This is a genomic window from Stenotrophomonas sp. 2YAF26 (assembly GCF_052114625.1).
In the GTDB taxonomy this organism is placed as follows: Bacteria; Pseudomonadota; Gammaproteobacteria; order Xanthomonadales; family Xanthomonadaceae; genus Stenotrophomonas; species Stenotrophomonas indicatrix.
In genome coordinates, this window is the sequence record NZ_JBFRFC010000007.1 from 137714 (window position 1) to 155717 (window position 18004).

Here is an 18004-nt window from a genome sequence, read left to right on the forward strand (position 1 = left end):
CGGGCGATCCGTGGGATGGCGGGGTGGGTCCGGTTGCGGGGGACGCTGCAAGTACGTCCCTGTAAGCTCGGTCGCGCCATCCATGGCGCTCACGCCCGATGTGATGGTAAGGCTGGCGTTTAGAACAACGTGCCCTGCACGGTGGGTTCTTCGCCGCGCACCGGTTCCTCGGTCACCTCTTCCGCACCCAGCCGCCAGGCCAGGCCACCAAGGCGGCTGGCATGTCGTTTCAATGCCGCCTCCAGCACCTCGGCGCTGCCGGCCACCTGCAGGCGCTGGCGGGCGCGGGTCAGGCCGGTGTAGACCAGTTCGCGCGACAGCACGCGGCTGTCCTGCCTTGGCAGCTGCAACCACACTTCATCGAATTCCGAGCCCTGCGCCTTGTGCACGGTCATCGCGAACGCGCTCTCGTGTGCGGGCAACGCTGCCGGGTGGAAGGCGCGGGGCTGGTCGGCGGTCTCGCCGGGGAACCAGGCCACCATCGCACCGCTGCCATCGCGCAGGCAGATGCCGATATCGCCGTTGAACAGGCGGTGGCGGTAGCTGTTTTCGGTGATCAGCAGCAGCCGGCCCTGGAAGTAGCCCGGGGTGTTGCCAGCCAGCAGCTGTTCAATACGGCTGTTGAGGCCACGCGCGCCCTGCGGGCCTTCGCGCAGTGCGGTCAACACGCGCAGGCGGCCGGCCTGCTGCAGTGCCTGCGCCGGGTCCGCTGCGTCGGCCAGTGCGCGCCAGTGGTCGAGCAGATGCTCGCGCTGGCCACGCAACGGGTCCGCCTCGCCTTCATGGAAACGGACACCAGCCAGCCCGCCACTGCGCAGCAGGCGCAGGGCGGTACCACTGTCACCGCCACGCACGGCCTGCGCCAGCGGCGCCAGGTCCAGCGCATCACTCTGCCGGTAGCCACGCTGCAACTGCACGCGGCGGCCTGCGAACGCGCGCGGCGGTGCCTGCGGCTGCAGCGTCGCCGCTGCCAGCAGTCCATGCAGCGCCTGCGCATCGTCGGCGCGGGTGCCGATGCCATCGCCGCTGGCGCGCAGGATAGCGCTGAGCACATCACCGGCTTCCACTGACGGCAACTGGTCGGGATCGCCGAGCAGGATCAGGCGGGTACCGCTGGCGATCGCGTCGACCAGCTTTGCCATCAGCGGCAGGTCGATCATCGAAGCTTCGTCGACCACCACCACGTCCACCGGCAACGGATTGTCGGCGTGATGGCGGAAGCGCGGTGAATCGGGAATCACCCCGAGCAGGCGATGCAGGGTGGTGCCTGTGCTGGGCAGCGCGGTGCACAGCGCCGGGTCCAGCCCCTGCTCCTGCAGCCGCTGGACGGCCAGGCGCAGGCTTTCGGCCATGCGCTCGGCGGCGCGGCCGGTGGGTGCAGCCAACGCTACCTTTGGCACGGGCAGGCCCTGGTGCTGCGCCTGTGCCGCCAACAGCAGCAGCAGGCGGGCGATGGTGGTGGTCTTGCCGGTACCGGGACCACCGGTGACCAGGGCCAGCGGGTGGCGCAGGGTTACGCCAGCCGCACGGGCCTGGTGGTCCTCACCCGTTGCGGCGTGCGGGAACAGACGCGCGAACAGGGGCGCCACCGCGGCCATGTCCGGTGCAGGCAACGGATGGCGGCCGATGCGTTGCAGGCCGACAGCCAACTGCCGCTCGTATTCGCGGTAGCGGCGCAGGTACAGCAGACCGTTCTCCAGCACCAGCGGCGCTTCCGCGGCGGCGGCGCTGGCATCCTGCGGGGTCGCCACCCAGGGCGAGGCCTGCAGCTGCGCCAGCCACTGCGCAGGTTCGGGCCATGCCGGAATGCCATCGATCACGCGCTGGGGCTGGCGCGGATCGAAGCCAGCGTGCCCCTGCGCCACGGCCAGCGAGGCCAGTGCGGCGGCCAGTGCCACGTCGTCCGGTGTGTCTTCGCGCAGGCGCTTGAGGCTGATGGCCAGGGCGTGGTCCAGGGTGCGCAGCTGGCCACTGCGATGAAGATCGCGCAGCAGGTTCATGCGGTTTCTCCGCGCGCGCGCGCCGCCATCTCGGCCTGGGCTGCTTCGCCGCCCGCAAACAAGGCATCCAGCGCATCCACCAGCTCAGGCGCGAAGCGCTGCACGTGCACGCCGTTACCGGCAATATCCAGGCCCCGGCAGAACAGATAGCGGATACCGCCCATGTCGCGCGCGTAGTCGTATGCCGCGCCCAGGCGGAAGCGCAGCCAGCGATGCAGGGCCACGGTATAGATCAGCGCCTGCAGGTCGTACTCGCTGTGGCGCATCGCGATCTCCAGCAGGTCCGGGCTGTAGCCCGGCAACCGGTTGGATTTGTAGTCCAGCACATACCAGCGGCCATCACGCACGTAGGTCAGATCGATCTTGCCGGTCATCAGGCCTTCCAGCCTTCTGCGCAGGCCGAAACCGCGCCGCGCGCTGGAGATGCCGTGCTCGTGCAGCAGCTGCAGCAGCACCGGTACTGCGGTCGGCTCGATGGCGAAGTGGAACTCGATTTCGGCCCGGCGCTCATGCTCGGGCACGCTGCACAGCGCACCGCCTTCGGGCAGCGGTACGGTGAGGGTGTGGCCGACCAGCGGCACCAGCACCGCCACGCCATCGTCCAGATCCTCGTCGGCATAGCCTTCGTCGTGCAGCGAGCGGCGCAGCACGTCGGCCTGTCCCTCCGGTGCCGGTTGCTGCGGCTGCCAGTGCGACCACAGTGCGAAGTCGACGTTCTCCAGTGCATCGTGCAGCACATTGCCGAAGCGGCTGCCCATGAAGCGCGGATCCGGCGGCGCTGTGTCTTCTGCGGCAGCGTCCGGCAACGCCGGTTCCAGCGGCAGCTCGGCCCCGGCAGGTTCGTCGGCAGCCGGTGCCGGCAGTTCGGTGGCCGCCGCTTCGATATCGTCGCCGTTGCCAGCGTCGGCATGCGCCAGCTGGGTGAAGCTGTAGACCCACCAGTCATGTGGCACCCGGCGGGTCAAGGCACGCACCGCAGGCAGCTCACCTTCGGTTTCGGCCAGCAGCTGCGGCAGGCGGCCCGGCGGCGCACTGTCATCCAGGTCCACGTCCGCGTGCGTACGCAGCGCCTGCAGGTCGCCGAGCAACGGCGCCAGGCGGGTCTTCGCATGGCCTGCCAGATCGCCGGCGGCGATCCACAAGGCATGTTCGGCGCGGGTCAGGCCCACGTACAGCAGGCGCGCGTCTTCTGCACGCTGTTCGCGCTCGCGCTGGCTRCTGGCCGCGTCCCAGGCGTCGTCCCTGTCCAGCTTCCAGTGCAGCTGGCGCTCGCCCTGCAGATGCACGGTGCAGTGGGTGGCGGTGTTCGGCGCGCCGCCATCGATGCCCACGAACGGCAGGAACACCAGCGGGTATTCCAAGCCTTTGCTCTTGTGCAGGGTGATGATCTGCACCCGTCGGGCGTCCGACTCCAGCCGCAGCAGCTGCTGCTCGTCATCCTGGTCGGCGTTGGCCATCTGCCCCTGCAGCCAGTCCAGCAGGCCGTGCATGCCCAGTGCCTGCGCGGAGGCTTCCTGCAGCAGTTCGCCCAGCTGCAGGTAGTTGGTCAGGCGCCGCTCGCCGTCGATCAGTGCCAGCAGGCGTTCGCCCTGCGCGGCGCAGACGTCGGCCACCACCGCGAACGGGCCGCCACGCTGCCAGCGCTCGCGCCAGTGCAGCAGCTGTGCCTGGAACCCGCGCTGCAGATCCCCCTCACGCTCCATGCTGGCAATCGCACTTGCGCGCTGCCCCAGCAGCACCGTTGCCAATGCAGTACGCAGTCGCCCTTCGTCGGCCGGTTGCAGCAACGCCAGCAGCAACGCACGCAGGTCACGGGCCTCGCTGGTGGCAAACAGGCTCTGCTTGCCGGCCGCCACCGCGGGAATGCCGACTGCGGCCAGCGCACGCTGCACCAGCGTGGCTTCGCGATGCGAGCGCACCAGCACGGCGATATCGCCGGGTTGCACCGGGCGCCCACGCAGCAGCGCGGTGCCGGCACGCGCCTCCAGCAGGATCTGGTGGATCGCGGCCACGCAGGCCTGGGTCGCCGCGTCGCGCGACGCATCGGCGCCAAGGGCCTTTTCACCGTCGCTGCGCAGCAGGCGCAGGGTCAGCGCCGGTGCGGCCCGGCCATCGCGCAGGTAGTCCTCATCGACACGCACGCCACCGGGCCGCACCGGCTCGAACCGGATGTCGCGTTCGAGGAAGGCATCTTCGCCAGCGTTGTCATACAGCGCCTGCAGCGCGCGCAGCACGGCCGGGCGCGAGCGGAAGTTCTGGTCCAGCGCCGGTGCCTGCTCGGCCACCTGCTTGGCTTTCAGGTAGGTATGGATGTCGCCGCCGCGGAAGCCATAGATGGCCTGTTTGGGGTCACCGATCAGGAACAGCGCCGGCTGCAGCCCCAGTTCGTCCACCTCCGGCGAGGCGCCGAACACGGTATGGAAGATGCCCCACTGGCGGTCATCGGTATCCTGGAATTCATCGACCAGGGCGATGCGGTACTGCGCCCGCAGCTGCTTGACCAGGGCCAGCCGCTGCGGGCCTTCCAACGCGCGGGCGACGCCGTCGATCAGATCGTCGTAGGTCTGCACGCGACGCATGCGCTTCAGCACGGACAGGCGCTGGGTGGCTTCCTCGCGCAGGGCGTGCAGGAAGTTCAGTGCCGTGGCACGCAGCCATTGTTCGCGCTGGGCCAGCAGTGCCACGTAGCGCTCAAGCGGTGCCTGCAGCGGCGAGGACGGTGTGCGGTCGGCGAACTTCTTGTTGGTCTTGGCCACCAGCGCATCGGGCAGCAGCGCCGGCAAGCGGTCGCTGGACAACAGTTCTGCTGCGTCGCCGCGCTCGGCCCAGCCCAACAACTGCCGGCCCAGCGGGTGCAGCCAGCCCAGCTTGTAGGAAACGCCGTTGATCCACTTGTTGTCGACCGCTTCGCACAGGTCCAGGAAGAAGCGCTCACCATGCTCGCGCACGGCCATCGACAGTTCCGCCGCCGTGCCCTGCAGCGCCGGGCGCGGATCGTCCACGGCCAGCGGCTGCAGTGGCGGGTGCAGCGGTGGCGATGCCAGCAGCGCGCGCAGGTCAGCCGCCAGCGCATCCGGGTGGGACCACAACCAGGTCAGCGGTTCCAGCGTTGCCGGGTCGTTGGCATGCACCCGCCACAGATCGGCCGCCAGTTCTTCCAGCAGCTCGCGATCGCTGGCCAGCAGCTCGGGCGGGTCGAAGGTATGCCCGCTTTCGAGCGCATGTTCGCGCAGCACGCGGGTGCAGAAGCCATGGATGGTGAAGATCGCAGCCAGGTCGATCTCGTCGGCGGCTACCTGCAGGCGCCGCTTCAACGCTTTTGCGGTTTCCGTGCCGTCCTGCAGATGACGTTGCAGCACCTGCCGGGTCAGCAGCGCATCGGGTGTCTCATCGTCGCCGGGCGGCAGATCGACCAGGCGCGCAGCCAGGGCCAGGCGCTCGCGGATGCGCTTGCGCAGTTCCTGGGTGGCGGCGTCAGTGAAGGTCACCGCCAGGATCTGGCCGATACGTAGGCCCTGTTCGACCACCAGACGGGTGAACAGCGTCGCCAGGGTAAAGGTCTTGCCGGTGCCGGCACTGGCTTCGATCAGCCGCGTGCCGTGCAGCGGCAACGCCAGGTAAGGATCAGGGCAATGCGTATTGATGGAAGCGCCCTCGGCACCGTTGCTCATGCGTGGCCCGCCTGTGGATCATTGCCGAAGCTGCGCCCTTCGCGTACGGCGCTGAAGACCACCTGGCTGTTGCGCAGCAGGTCGGCGTAACTGGCGTCGTCGGCGAAAGGGTCGGCGCCACGCAGCAGCAGCTGCCAGGCATCACTGTTGGCTTCACCCCAGCTGCGGTCGCTGCCATGCCATTGTTTCCAGCCTTCGCTGCGCTGCTTTTCCACCGGCGCGTTGAACAGCACCCAGCCGGTATAGGGCGCAAAGCGCAGTGGTTCGCGCAGCCCACGCTGGCGCAGCTGCAGCAGCGCGCGCAATGCCGCGCGTGCTGCGGGCACGGTCAAGGCAGGCAATGCATGCGGACCCGGGCCGGCATCACCGCCGTCGTAGAACTGTACCAACGGCAACGCATCTCCGGCGGCGTTGGCCAGCAGCCAGTCCAGCCCCTGGCGGATCACCGCGTTGCCGTTGAGGGCGCCGGCGCGCAGGCGCACCAGCCCTTCGGGATGGCGATCACCGACCCGGCCATGCAGGCGCACGCCGTCGATCTCCACTTCATAGCGGCGGCTCTCCAGCGGCGTGCCCTGCAACCAGCCCAGCATGGCAGTGGCATATGGGCGGGTCTTGAGCCGCTCCACTTCAAACTGGCGCTCGCCGAGGATGCCCGACGGCAACAGCCCGCGTGCGCGCAGCCGCGGGTACAGCGGCTCGCTGTCGCCGGCCAGGGTGGCCTGCACCACGGCCAGCTGCACACTGCGCTTCTCCGGCCCGCGCGAGGACAGCACCAGCGGCTCCAGGTCGTCGATGTCCTCGACGTCGTCGGCCAGGCGCAGGCCCAGCGACTGTGCGAGGAACTGCCCTGCCGGATCACACAGGAAACGACGCAGGCTCTCCAGCGAGACCTCTTCTTCCACCGCGTCGTCCACCGGCGGCGGCAGTGCGGCGTCGAACCACGGCAGCAGGCCGCCGCGCTTCCCGCCCAGTCGCCCGGCGGCCGGGTGCCACTGCCGGCGGTAGCTGAAGCGGCGTGGATCGCCGTCACCGAAGGCGGCCGGCGAGAACGGCTGCAGCGCGTGGCGCACGGTGAAGTCCCGCGTGGCGGTCGACGGATCGAGGTGATAGGCCGCGGCGGCATCGATCAGTTCGCTGACCAGCACCGAGGGTTCGCGCACGCTGCCATCGCGCGGGTCCGCGCCGAGGTAGCTGAGGTAGAACACGTCCTGCGCAGCAGCAAACAACTGCAGGAACAGGAAACGATCATCTTCGCGGGTGGAGCGGTCGCCGGGACGGCGGCGCGGCGTATCCAGTTCGGCGGTGAGCTGGTTGAGGCCGGCGGCCGGGTCGCGACGCGGGAAATCACCATCGTTGAGGCCGAGCACGCAGATCACCCGGAACGGCAGCAGGCGCATCGGCACCATGCGGCCGAAGCTGATGCCACCGGTCAGCAGCGGCGCGCGCGTATCGGCCTCGGCAAGCGCACCGGCGAAGTGCGCACGCACCACCTCCGGTGGCACGCCATCGACGAACCCGGCCTTGTACGCATCTTCGGCGAACTGGTTGAGCAGCTTGCGCAGGCGCTCCAGCGCGCGCTGGCTGTTGGGCGAGCTGGGTGGTGTCGGCAGCAGGGCGTCGAGCAGCGACAGCAGGCGCTGCCGCCACTGTGCCGGGGTCAACAGTTCGCCCAGCCGGCGCTGGTAGACGGCCAGCACGCGCAGCAGGCGCAGCAGCCGGTCCAGCGCATCCAGCGCCCCGCCTTCCAGTTCGATCCACGGAGCCACCCCGACCAGATCCACCTCGCTGCCGGTGGCGTGGCCCAGCAGCAGGCGATCCAGCGCGAACTGCCAGGTGTAGGCGTCATCGCTGGGGGCCTGCAGCTGGTCGCGATGCTGGGCATCCAGGCCCCAGCGTGCGCCTGCCTGCTGCAACCAGCCATGCAGTCGGTCGAAGTCCACCGCTTCCAGGCCGGCGGCCTCGGCCAGGGGTGCACTGGCCAGCAGATCCAGCACCTCGTTCAGGCCGAAGCGCGAAATCGGCAGGCCAAGCAGGTGCACGAACACGTCGGCCAGCGGCTCGCCAGCCAACGGACTGCTGTCGGCCAGCGCGTAGGGAATGTGTTCGTCCTCGCCCCCCCGTCCGCCGAACACCGCTTCCAGATAGGGCACATACGGATCGATGTCCGGCGCCAGCACGGCGATCTCGCGCGCCTGCAACGGCGGGTCGAAGCGCGGGTCCTGCAGCAGGCTGCGCAGCTGGTCGTGCAGCACCTGCAGCTCGCGCAGGCGGGTGTGGCAGGCGTGCACCTGCAAGCTCGGGTCATCGCTGCGCAGGCCACCGCGCAGTTCACCGGAAGGCAAGGCACGACGGTGGAACAGGTCGCGCTGCAGGCGATGCAGCAGGCTGTCGGACAGCCCGCCCTGGTCCATCGTCGGCCGCGTGTCTTGCTCGGGGTCGGAATAAGCCGCGATCTCGCCGGCCGGATGCACCACTTCATAGCTGCCCAGCACCGCCATGAAATCGCGGCCGGCCGCACCCCACGCTTCCAGCAGGCGGTTCTCGCCGGCGGCCTCGCCGAACGGGTCCGGCGCACCGCTGCGCAGGCGCTCTGCCAGGGTCTGCAGGTCGCCCCAGTAGGACTGCACCGGCGTGGGCAGATAGAAATGCAGTTCGCCCACCCGCGACTGGGTGGCCATCACCCGCAGTACGTCGGGCGAGATGTTGAGGGTGGCGAACGCCGACATCCGCGGCGGCAGGCCCTGCGGCAACGGTTGGCCGGCGCCCTCGAAGCGGTCCAGGTACGCCTGGATGCGGCGCGCGCGGTAACCATGGCCGGCGGCGATGCTGCGCCACAGGATGGCCTGCGGATCGGCCGCGTCGGCGCCGGCTTCCCAGCGCAGCAGCCAGTCGCGGCGCCAGGCCTGGTACTTCTCGAACACCGAGGCCAGTTCGCCGGCCAGGGCCCAGGGTTTGAGCGCGTCGCCCCCGGCAAGATAGGACTGCAGCGCGCGCATCGGTGGCTGCGCCAGCAGCTGCGGATCGCGCAGGGCCTGGTACAGGCGCCAGTGCAGGGCGGCCGCGTCCAGGTCGTCGGCTTCGCCCTCGACATTGGCGTTCAACGCACGGGCGACGAACTCACCGGGGGTCAGGAATTCCAGGTTGGCGGCCACGCCATACTCGGCAGCCAGTGTCGCCTGCAGCCAGCGCCGCATCGCCACCTGCGGGATCAGCACCACCTCCGGCGCCAGCAGCGGCTGTCCCGGCACCGGCACACGCACGTTGCGCGCCAGCAGGGCAGCCAGCACGTCCAGCGAATTGGAATGGTAGAGGCGGAAGTCGCTGCCCGGGTCACTCATCGTGCACAGTGTGCAGCACACCCGCCCGTATTCAATCCCGGGGTACGGTGATCGCGACGGATTGTTCCGGTCGTTTTCGGAATTGTCCCGGTCTGGCGACGGTCCGACCGTGCAACAATACTGCACCGTCCAGTCTGCTTATGTTCAGCAGTCTGACCCGATGCTTCAATGTCGAAAAAACGTTAAGGGTGCCCATGTCGGCTTCCACTCCCAGTCTGGTGCAGTTATCCAACGTCCGCATCGACCGGAGCGGGCGCACGATCCTGCGCGACGTTTCGCTGCAGGTGCTCAAAGGCAGCATCACCGCGGTGCTCGGTCCGTCCGGCAGCGGCAAGTCGACCCTGCTGGCGGCGCTGACCGGCGAACTGCGTCCGGTTGCAGGTGACGTCACCCTGTTCGGCAAACCCATCCCGCAGCGCACCGCCGAGCTTCTGGAGATGCGCAAGAGCGTCGGCGTACTGCTGCAGGGCAATGGCCTGCTGACCGACCTGACCGTGGCCGAGAACGTTGCCCTGCCGTTGCGCACCCACACCCGCCTGCCGGCACCGGTGCTGCGCCGGCTGGTGCAGATGAAGCTGCATTCGGTCGGCCTGCTGGCCGCCGCCGATGCCTGGCCGCGTGAGCTGTCCGGTGGCATGGCCCGGCGCGTGGCACTGGCCCGCGCGTTGGCCCTGGACCCGCCGCTGATGATCTACGACGAGCCGCTGACCGGGCTGGACCCGATCGCCTCGGGGGTGATCATGAGCCTGATCCAGCGCCTCAACCACAGCCTGGGCCTGACCAGCATCATCGTCAGCCACCACGTGCACGAGACCCTGCCGATCTGCGACCAGGTAATCGCGATCGCCAATGGCGGCATCGTGTTCCAGGGCACGCCGGAGGCGCTGCAGTCCAGCCAGGACCCGCTGCTGCAGCAGTTCCTGCATGGCCAGCCCGATGGTCCCATCCCGTTTGATGCCGCACCGCGCGCGAGGGTTGCCTGATGCCGTTCGTGCAAGCCACCCGCTCGCTGGGTCGTGCCGGCCTGTTCTCGCTGACCGTGCTGCGCGGTTCGCTGCCGACCCGTGATTTCCTGGCCGAGCTGACCCGCGAGATCTACAAGATCGGTGCGCGCTCGCTGCCGATCATCGCCGTGGGCGGCGCCTTCGTCGGCCTGGTGCTGACCCTGCAGGGCTACCGCACGCTGACCACCTTCGGTGCAGCCGACGCGCTGTCCACCCTGCTCGGCCTGTCGCTGTACCGCGAACTGGCACCGGTGCTGACCGCGTTGTTGTTCATCGGCCGCGCCGGCAGTTCGATCGCCGCCGAGCTGGGCCTGATGCGCGCCACCGACCAGATCAAGGCGCTGGAACTGATGGCCATCGACCCGGTGGCCAAGGCCGTGGCGCCGCGCTTCTGGGCGGCGGTACTGACCGTGCCGCTGCTGACCGGCATCTTCTGTTCGCTGGCGATCAGTGCCAGCTACTTCGAAGCCGTGCACGTGCTTGGCCTGGACAACGGCGTGTTCTGGTCGGCGCTGCGTGGCAGCGTGGACTTCTGGGACGACTTCGGCGTGGCGATGCTGAAGTCGGCGATCTTCGGTGGTACCGCGGCCCTGGTGGCCGCCTATGTCGGTTTCCACGCCGAACCGACCATCGAAGGCACGTCCGTCGCCACCACCCGTGCGGTGGTCAACGCCTCGTTGCTGGTGCTGATGTTCAACTTCGTACTGTCGGCAATGTTGTTCACCTAACCCCTCCATCGGCGGTGCGCATCGGCGCGCGGCCACCACGACTGATCAGGTAATCCACATGGCCATCCGCGGTCCCAGACTCGAATTCTCCGTCGGCGCCTTCCTGCTGCTGGCCCTGGCCTCGCTGATGGTGCTGGCCGTCGCCTCGACCAACCAGCGCTGGAGCTGGGGTGGCGAAGGCTATGAACTCAAGGCACGCTTCTCCCAGGTCGGCCAGCTGCGCAAGCAGGCGCCGGTGAAGATCGGTGGTGTCACCGTCGGCCAGGTCGCAGCGATCGATCTGGACCCGGTGAAGTTCGAATCGATCGTGACCCTGCGCATGGACAGCAAGGTCAAGGATCTGCCGGCCGATACCTCGGCGGGCATCTTCACCAGTGGTTTGCTTGGCGAGAGCTATATCGGTCTGCAGCCCGGCGGCGATCCGGACGTGCTGAAGCCCGGCGAAGAGATCGTCTTCACCCAGCCGGCCGTGGACCTGATCCAGCTGGTCGGCAAATACATGTTCAGTGGCGGCGCCGGTGGCGGCGCTGCTCCGAAGCCCAACGATGGCGCGCAGGCGCCTGCAACGGAACCGCAACCATGAAGATGAAACTGATCCCGGCCCTGCTCGCCTCGTCGCTGCTGCTGGCCACCCCGTTCCTAGCCCAGGCGCAGGCCGCCGCCCCCGCTGCTGCGGCCCCCCAGGGCCAGGCCGGCAAGGTGGTGATCGACGCCAGCACCCGCATCCTCACCACCCTGCAGCAGCGCCGTGCCGAATTCAGCGGCAACCCGGCCAGCCTGCGCAGCTATATCGACAGCGAGCTCAACCGCACCTTCGACCGCGACTATGCCGCGCGCCTGGTGCTGGGCACGCACGCACGCGGCGCTGCGGACGCTGACATCAAGCTGTTCGCCAATGCGATGGCCGACAACCTGATGCAGCGCTATGGCTCGACCCTGCTCAACATCCAGGGCAAGCCGAGCTTCCGCCTGAAGGGCGAAAGCCCGCTGCCGGGCAACCGCGGCGTGCGCGTGAGCACCGAGCTGGTGCGTGCCGGCAGCGAGCCGACGCCGGTGGAGTACTGGATGCGCAACGAAGGCGGCCAGTGGAAGATCTTCGACGTGAACATCGAAGGCATCTCCTACGTGCAGACCTTCCGCAACCAGTTCGATGCCCCGCTGCGACAGAAGGGCATCAAGCAGGTGGCCACCGAACTGCGCAGCGGCAGCATGCAGGCTGGGCCGGCCGGCAATGGCAAATAAGGCGCTGGCGCTGCTGGAAGGTGACACCCTGCGCCTGCGCGGGGTGCTCGACCGTGCAGCGGTGATCGCGCTGTGGCCGCAACTGCAGGCCCTGCCTGCGCAGCTGTCGCGGCTGGAACTGGCGGAGGTCGAGCGCGTGGACAGCGCCGGCCTGGCGTTGTTGGCCGAGTTGGCCGCACGCGCGCGCCAGGGCGGCCATCCGCTGACAATCTCCGGCGCCCCCGCCGGCTACAACGAGCTGAGCGCGGCCTACCGGCTGTCGCCCGACCTGGACTTCAACGCTACTTCTGCTGCGAGCTGACATGAACGTCGTGCGCGTTTTCCCTCTGATCCTCCTGGCCGCCGCGCTCAGCGCCTGTGCCGGCAAGCCGGCGCGCAGCGACGCGCCGACCGCCGACACCGTGGTGCCGGCGACGAACACCACTACGGTCGACAACGCTGCTGTTGCGGATGCGCCTGCAGCGAGCGTCGCAGCCGACGCCCCCGTACCTGCTGCGGCCGCGCCGGCACCGGCTACCGCCTCGCAGGGTGCAACCGGCAGTGATGCCACCGCCGCCGCACCGGGCGGCGATGACGACTTCGACGCGCTGTACGGCGCCAATGGCAGCACCACCAGCACTACCGCGTACGACCCGTGGGAACCGTTCAACCGCAAGGTGCACGGGTTCAACAACGCCGTCGACCGCGGTATCGCTCGCCCGCTGGCAACCGCCTATACCCACGTGGTGCCGCGCTTTGCCCGTACCGGCGTGAGCAACTTCTTCAGCAACCTGCGGGCGCCGCTGACCATTACCAACCAGCTGCTGCAGGGCCGCCCCGGCGACGCCTGGGACAGCCTGGGCCGGTTCCTGATGAACAGCACGCTGGGCGTCGGTGGCCTGTTCGACCCGGCCAGCAAGGCGATGGTGCCGCGTCGCAACGAGGACTTCGGGCAGACCCTGGGTGCCTGGGGCTGGCGTCGTTCGCGCTACGTGGAACTGCCGTTCTTCGGCCCGCGTACCGTGCGTGATGTGTTCGGCCTGGCCGGTGACATCCCGCTGTCGCCGATCCGCCGCATCGAAAGCGACAAGTACCGCATCGGTCTGCAGGGGCTGCAGCTGGTCGATACCCGCGCGCAGCTGCTGGCGATCGACGACCTGCGCGATACCGCGGTGGACGAATACGCCCTGGTCCGCGATGCCTGGATGCAGCGCCGCAACTACCAGATCGAGAACGACCTGCGCGGCAAGCGCGAGCGTGGCAGCGACGATGCGAACTCGCCGATCCCGGTCGATGCGATGCCGATGCCGCAGTGGACAAACTGATCCACGTTGGCACCGCATGAACGAAAAACCCCGCCTAGGCGGGGTTTTTTTTGGGCGCTGTGGGTCGGGTCGGAGCCCTTTCCCGTGGAAAGGGATCCGACCCCGGCGATCAGGCAGCCAGTGCAGCCTCGACCGCCTCGCGCAGGCGCGCATCATCGGCGGCAACGTCCGGGGCGAAGCGGGCGATGACCTTGCCGTCGCGACCGACCAGGAACTTCTCGAAGTTCCACAGCACCGCCGGCGCCGCGTGGATCGGAATTTCCTTGCTGGCCAGGCGCTCGCGCAGCGGGCCTTCGCCGATCGCCTGCGGCTGCGCAGCAGTCAACTGCTGGTACAGCGGATGGGTGTCTTCACCGGCCACGCTGATCTTGGCGAACATCGGGAAGCTCACGTCGTAGGTCAGCTGGCAGAACTGCTGGATCTCCGCCTCGCTGCCCGGCTCCTGGCCGAGGAAGTTGTTGGCCGGGAAGCCCAGCACTTCCAGGCCCTGCGCGTGCTTCTCCGCGTACAGCGCCTGCAGGCCTTCGTACTGCGGGGTCAGACCGCACTTGGACGCCACGTTGACCAGCAGCAGTACCTTGCCCTGATAGTCGGCAAGAGAAGACGGCTGGCCGTCGATGGTGGTGAGGGAAACATCCTGGATCGAGGTGCTCACGCGGGGGCTCCGGCTGCAGCGGGGAAAGGCCCACCAGCATACCGCCGACGTCACTGGTAGTGCCGGCAACCGAAGTTCTGGCTGACATCACGCTGGCAGGTGCCGGTTGCCACCGCGCCTGCGGTCACCTCGGCGGACGCCAGGCACTGGCCGCTGCAGTCGCTCTTGCTGCTGCAGGACTTGCCCGCGTCGGCATACGGAATCACGCACTGCACCCGCTGCAGGCGGCCCAACGGCTGCAGGGTACCGCCCGCCGCGCGGCAGTCCACATCGCGCGCTTCTTCATAGGCTGCAGCGGCTTCAGGGCTGTCGGCCGCCGTGGCTGCCGTGCCTGCGTCTTCACTGGCCGGTGGGGTGCTGCTGCAGGCGGCAAGCAGCGCGCCCAGGGCAAGGCTGGCAAAGAGACGGAAACGCATGGCGGTACCTGATCGAGGTGAGCGGCGGCCAGCATACGCACAGCGCGATGCACGCGGCGTGTCAGCGCCGCTCAGGCCTCTTCACCCTCGTTGCCTTCTTCGCCACCCTCCTCGGGCAGCAGGCTGTCGGGAAGCAACTGCCGACTCTGTTCGGCCGGCAGCGACTCGACGTCCCGCAGCTTGCGGGCGATGGCACGCGTGCGTACCCCCGTCTGGTCGATCTGCTTGCTGGCCTGGTCGAGCTTGGTCTTCACGCTGTCGAGCACGCTACCGAATTTGCCGAACTCGGTTTTGACGGCACCCAGCAACGTCCACACTTCACTGGACCGCTGTTCGATGGCCAACGTGCGGAAGCCCATCTGCAGACTGTTGAGCAGCGCAGTGACTGTGGTCGGCCCGGCCACCACCACGCGATGCTCGCGCTGCAGCAGATCGACCAGACCCGGGCGCCGGATCACCTCGGCATACAGTCCTTCGGTGGGCACGAACATCACCGCGAAATCGGTGGTGTGCGGCGGCACGATGTACTTCTCGCAGATCGACTTGGCCTGCACGCGGATCGCGCGTTCCAGCTGGATGCCCTGCAGGCGCACGCCCTCGGCATCACCCTGTTCCTGCGCATCGAGCAGGCGCTCATAGTCTTCGCGTGGGAACTTGGAATCGATCGGCAGCCAGACCGGCGTGTCGTCGTCGCGACGGCCCGGCAGGCGCACGGCGATGTCGACCATCTCGTTGCCGTCAGGACGCACCTTCACCGCGCGCGCGTACTGTTCCTGGGTGAGGGTCTGCTCGAGGATGTTCTCCAGCTGCACTTCGCCCCAGCTGCCGCGGTTCTTGACGTTGGTCAGTACCCGCTTCAGGTCGCCCACGCCGGTTGCCAGCTGCTGCATTTCACCCAGCCCGCGCTGCACCTGCTCCAGCCGTTCGGACACCAGCTTGAACGAATTGCCCAGCCGCGTTTCCAGTGTGGACTGCAGCTTCTCGTCGACGGTATGGCGCATCTGCTCGAGCTTCTGCGCGTTGTCGGCCTGCAGCGCGCGCAGCTGTTCTTCCAGGGTGGCGCGCATTTCCGAGATGCGCTGTTCGTTGCGCTGGGTCAGCTCCTGCAGGCGCAGGCCCAGGCTCTCGGTCAGGCGCTGCTGCGATTGCGCACCCTCTTCGCGGCCCTTGCGGGCATCCTCCACCAGTGCCTGCCGCAGCGCACCGAACTGGGTGTCGGTACGGGCGGTCAGTTCCTGCAACTGCTGGCCGAAGGCATGGATACGCGCCTCCTGCTGCTGGCCGAACACATCCAGCTGCACGCGCAGTTCCTGCAGGCGTTCGCCCAGCGAGACGGCGCTGCGCTGCTGGCTGTCGGCCGCCTCGGCGCGGGCCTTGCGTGCATCTTCGCCCAGCGCTTCACGCAGCAGGTCCAGGCGCTGGTCGGTGCGGGTGGACAGATCGGTCAGCGCGCGCGCGAACCCATCGAGCTGCTCGCGCAACTCGCTGCGGCCGACGCGCGCTTCATCACGCACGGCCTGTTCCAGCCGATCATGGGGCGGGCGGCGCAGCAGCGCCACCAGTTGCAGGATCAGCACGACCAGCAGCAGGCCGGCGACGAGGAGGAATTCGGTTTGCATGTGGCAAGTGTAGGCTGGCCCAGTCTCACGTGCTGAAACGAACCCATGTTTGTACTCTACGGAAAGCCCACCTCGATCAACGTGCGCAAAGTGCTGTGGCTGTGCGCCGAACTCGATCTGCCGTTCTCCCATGATCCGGCACCTGCGCCGGACGTGCTGTCCACGCTGAATCCGAACCGGCAGGTACCGGTGCTGCGCGATGGCGACTTCGTGCTGTGGGAGTCCAACAGCATCTGCCGCTATCTGGCCGCACGCCAGGGCCGCGATGACCTGCTGCCGTGCGCCGCACAGGCCCGTGCCCAGGTCGAGCAGTGGATGGACTGGCAGGCCAGCGACCTCAACAGCGCCTGGCGTCACGTGTTCATGGCCCGCGTGCGCCAGCACCCCGACTTCGCGGACGACGCACGCGCCGAGGCAAGCCTGGAACAATGGAACCGTCTGATGACCGTGCTCGACCACCAGCTTGCCGCCAGCAATGCCTACGTGGCGGGCACCGACTTCAGCCTGGCCGACATCGTCCTCGGCCTGTCGACACAGCGCTGGCGCAGCACCCCCGGCAACAAACCTGTGCTGCGCCACGTAGACGCCTGGTTCGAACGCCTGCGCCCCCGGCCCGGCTTCGCCGAGCATGTGGACAACGGCGTGGCGTAGCACGCTTGCTTGGCTTCATCCACGCATGGCGTGGAGCTACTGTGTCGACCAAGGTCGACACCTACCAACAGCGGCGGGAAACCGTCGAAGGCGGGGCGGTGTGGGTTTGCGGGGTTTGAGCCGCATGGATGCGGCGACCAAGCCCCCATGGGTGAGGGCGCTTTGCGTGCGAAGCACTGCTTCGCAAGCGCCCGAACGCCCAGCCGCCAGCGGCTGGGCCGGCCTGGGGGTTCACGGCGCCCCCGCACACCCACACCGCCCCGCCAACCCACAGGAAGCCTGCTCTGGCTCTGGCTCTCGCTGTTGCCGTTGCCTCTGCGGGTGCCGGGCGCAGCCCGGCGTTACCAGCCTTCCAGCACGATCTTGCCCTTGGCCCGGTGGCTCTCCAGCAGCGCATGCGCGCGCCGCAGGTTGGCCGCGTCGATGCGCCCGAAGTGCTCGCCAAGCGTGGTCTGCAGCACGCCGGCATCGACCAGATCGGCCACCCGGTTCAGCAGTTGGTGCTGGCGCTGCATGTCCGCGGTCCTGTACAGCGGTCGGGTGAACATGGATTCCCAGTGCAGCGACAGCGCCTTGCGCTTGAGCGCCATCACATTGATCTGGCCCGGATCATCGATCAGCCCCAGCTGCCCCTGCGGCGCCAGCAGCTCGACGAGCTGCGCGTAGTGCTGGTCGGTGTGGGTCAGGCTGGCCACATGGTCCACCTGGGTGATGCCCAGCCGGGCCAGGCCCTCGGCCAGCGGCCGGGTGTGGTCGATCACATGGTGCGCGCCCATCGCCTGCACCCAGTCCTGGGTCTCCGGGCGCGAGGCGGTGCCGATCACCGTCAGCTTCGTCAGCCGGCGCGCCAACTGCACCAGGATCGAACCCACGCCACCCGCTGCACCGATCACCAGCAGGGTCTGGCCCTCGCCGCCGCCTTCGGCAATACGCAGGCGGTCGAACAGCAGTTCCCATGCGGTGATCGCGGTCAACGGCAGCGCCGCAGCGGCGGCATCGTCCAGGCTGGCCGGCTTGCGGCCAACGCTGCGCTCGTCCACCAGCTGGTACTCGGCATTGCTGCCCGGGCGATCGATCACACCGGCGTAGTACACCGCATCGCCGGGCTGGAACAGGGTCACCTCGCTGCCGACCGCATCGACCACACCGACCGCATCCCACCCCAGCACGCGCGGGCCGTCGGTGGCGGCGCCGCGCCGCACCTTGGTGTCGACCGGATTCACCGCCACCGCGCGCACCGCCACCCGCAGGTCGCGCGGGCCCGGCTGGGGCAGGGGCAGGTCGAGATCGATCAGGGCCTGCGGGTCGTCGATCGGCAGGCCGGCTTGGGTGTAGGCAATGGCACGCATGGGGGATATCCAGGGAGGAGAGACCAC

14 protein-coding genes are annotated in these 18004 nt (G+C 68.5%); 7 read left to right on the top strand and 7 right to left on the bottom strand.

Features of this window, described 5'->3' with window-relative positions; all coding sequences use genetic code 11:
• Nucleotides 1–119: 119 nt before the first annotated feature.
• Genes recD through recC form a run of 3 tightly spaced genes read right to left on the bottom strand, consistent with a single transcriptional unit; the run spans nt 120 to nt 9009 of the window.
• Nucleotides 120–2000 carry an exodeoxyribonuclease V subunit alpha gene (recD, locus tag AB4Y98_RS09595; protein ID WP_442244243.1) on the bottom strand — a complete coding sequence of 627 codons (1881 nt, stop codon included), beginning with the start codon at nt 1998–2000 and terminating at the stop codon, nt 120–122.
• Entirely contained in the window at nt 1997–5671 is a 3675-nt protein-coding gene (gene recB / locus AB4Y98_RS09600; protein WP_442244244.1) for an exodeoxyribonuclease V subunit beta, read from the bottom strand. Before recB ends, recD begins: the two co-directional genes overlap by 4 nt.
• Entirely contained in the window at nt 5668–9009 is a 3342-nt protein-coding gene (gene recC / locus AB4Y98_RS09605; RefSeq protein ID WP_442244245.1) for an exodeoxyribonuclease V subunit gamma, read from the bottom strand. The genes recB and recC overlap by 4 nt, the downstream gene beginning before the upstream one ends.
• 194 nt (nt 9010–9203) lie before the next feature.
• On the opposite strand from recC, the gene AB4Y98_RS09610 reads away from it, so the two are divergent.
• The 6 genes from AB4Y98_RS09610 to AB4Y98_RS09635 are packed head-to-tail and all read left to right on the top strand — an operon-like array spanning nt 9204 to nt 13287.
• Complete coding sequence (locus tag AB4Y98_RS09610; RefSeq protein WP_442244246.1) at nt 9204–9992, top strand: ABC transporter ATP-binding protein; 789 nt, start codon at nt 9204–9206, stop codon at nt 9990–9992.
• Nucleotides 9992–10741, top strand: coding sequence for an MlaE family lipid ABC transporter permease subunit (locus AB4Y98_RS09615; protein ID WP_006404088.1), 750 nt, complete (start codon nt 9992–9994; stop codon nt 10739–10741). The genes AB4Y98_RS09610 and AB4Y98_RS09615 overlap by 1 nt, the downstream gene beginning before the upstream one ends.
• A 58-nt stretch (nt 10742–10799) precedes the next feature.
• Nucleotides 10800–11324: an outer membrane lipid asymmetry maintenance protein MlaD gene (gene mlaD, locus AB4Y98_RS09620; protein ID WP_006404090.1), complete on the top strand. Its 525-nt coding sequence runs from the start codon at nt 10800–10802 to the stop codon at nt 11322–11324.
• Nucleotides 11321–11983, top strand: a complete 663-nt coding sequence (locus tag AB4Y98_RS09625; protein WP_025875629.1) for an MlaC/ttg2D family ABC transporter substrate-binding protein — start codon at nt 11321–11323, stop codon at nt 11981–11983. The genes mlaD and AB4Y98_RS09625 overlap by 4 nt, the downstream gene beginning before the upstream one ends.
• Nucleotides 11973–12284, top strand: coding sequence for an STAS domain-containing protein (locus AB4Y98_RS09630; RefSeq protein WP_025875628.1), 312 nt, complete (start codon nt 11973–11975; stop codon nt 12282–12284). Before AB4Y98_RS09625 ends, AB4Y98_RS09630 begins: the two co-directional genes overlap by 11 nt.
• 1 nt (nt 12285) lies before the next feature.
• Complete coding sequence (locus AB4Y98_RS09635; protein WP_394197749.1) at nt 12286–13287, top strand: MlaA family lipoprotein; 1002 nt, start codon at nt 12286–12288, stop codon at nt 13285–13287.
• Nucleotides 13288–13396: 109 nt separating this feature from the next.
• Here the strand turns inward: AB4Y98_RS09635 and AB4Y98_RS09640 are convergent, their stop codons facing one another.
• From AB4Y98_RS09640 to rmuC, 3 genes are all read right to left on the bottom strand, one after another.
• Nucleotides 13397–13942 carry a glutathione peroxidase gene (locus AB4Y98_RS09640; protein ID WP_442244247.1) on the bottom strand — a complete coding sequence of 182 codons (546 nt, stop codon included), beginning with the start codon at nt 13940–13942 and terminating at the stop codon, nt 13397–13399.
• A 50-nt stretch (nt 13943–13992) separates the two neighbouring features.
• Complete coding sequence (locus tag AB4Y98_RS09645; RefSeq protein ID WP_442244248.1) at nt 13993–14358, bottom strand: hypothetical protein; 366 nt, start codon at nt 14356–14358, stop codon at nt 13993–13995.
• A gap of 71 nt (nt 14359–14429) precedes the next feature.
• A complete protein-coding gene (gene rmuC / locus AB4Y98_RS09650) occupies nt 14430–15977 on the bottom strand; it encodes a DNA recombination protein RmuC (RefSeq protein ID WP_442244249.1) in 1548 nt (515 codons plus the stop codon).
• Between the two features lie 45 nt (nt 15978–16022).
• On the opposite strand from rmuC, the gene AB4Y98_RS09655 reads away from it, so the two are divergent.
• Nucleotides 16023–16628 (top strand): glutathione S-transferase family protein, encoded by a 606-nt coding sequence (locus AB4Y98_RS09655; RefSeq protein ID WP_363734106.1) that lies wholly within the window; start codon nt 16023–16025, stop codon nt 16626–16628.
• 341 nt (nt 16629–16969) lie between these two features.
• On the opposite strand, the gene AB4Y98_RS09660 is transcribed toward AB4Y98_RS09655, so the two are convergent.
• Complete coding sequence (locus tag AB4Y98_RS09660) at nt 16970–17977, bottom strand: zinc-binding alcohol dehydrogenase family protein (RefSeq protein WP_442244250.1); 1008 nt, start codon at nt 17975–17977, stop codon at nt 16970–16972.
• Nucleotides 17978–18004 lie beyond the last annotated feature (27 nt).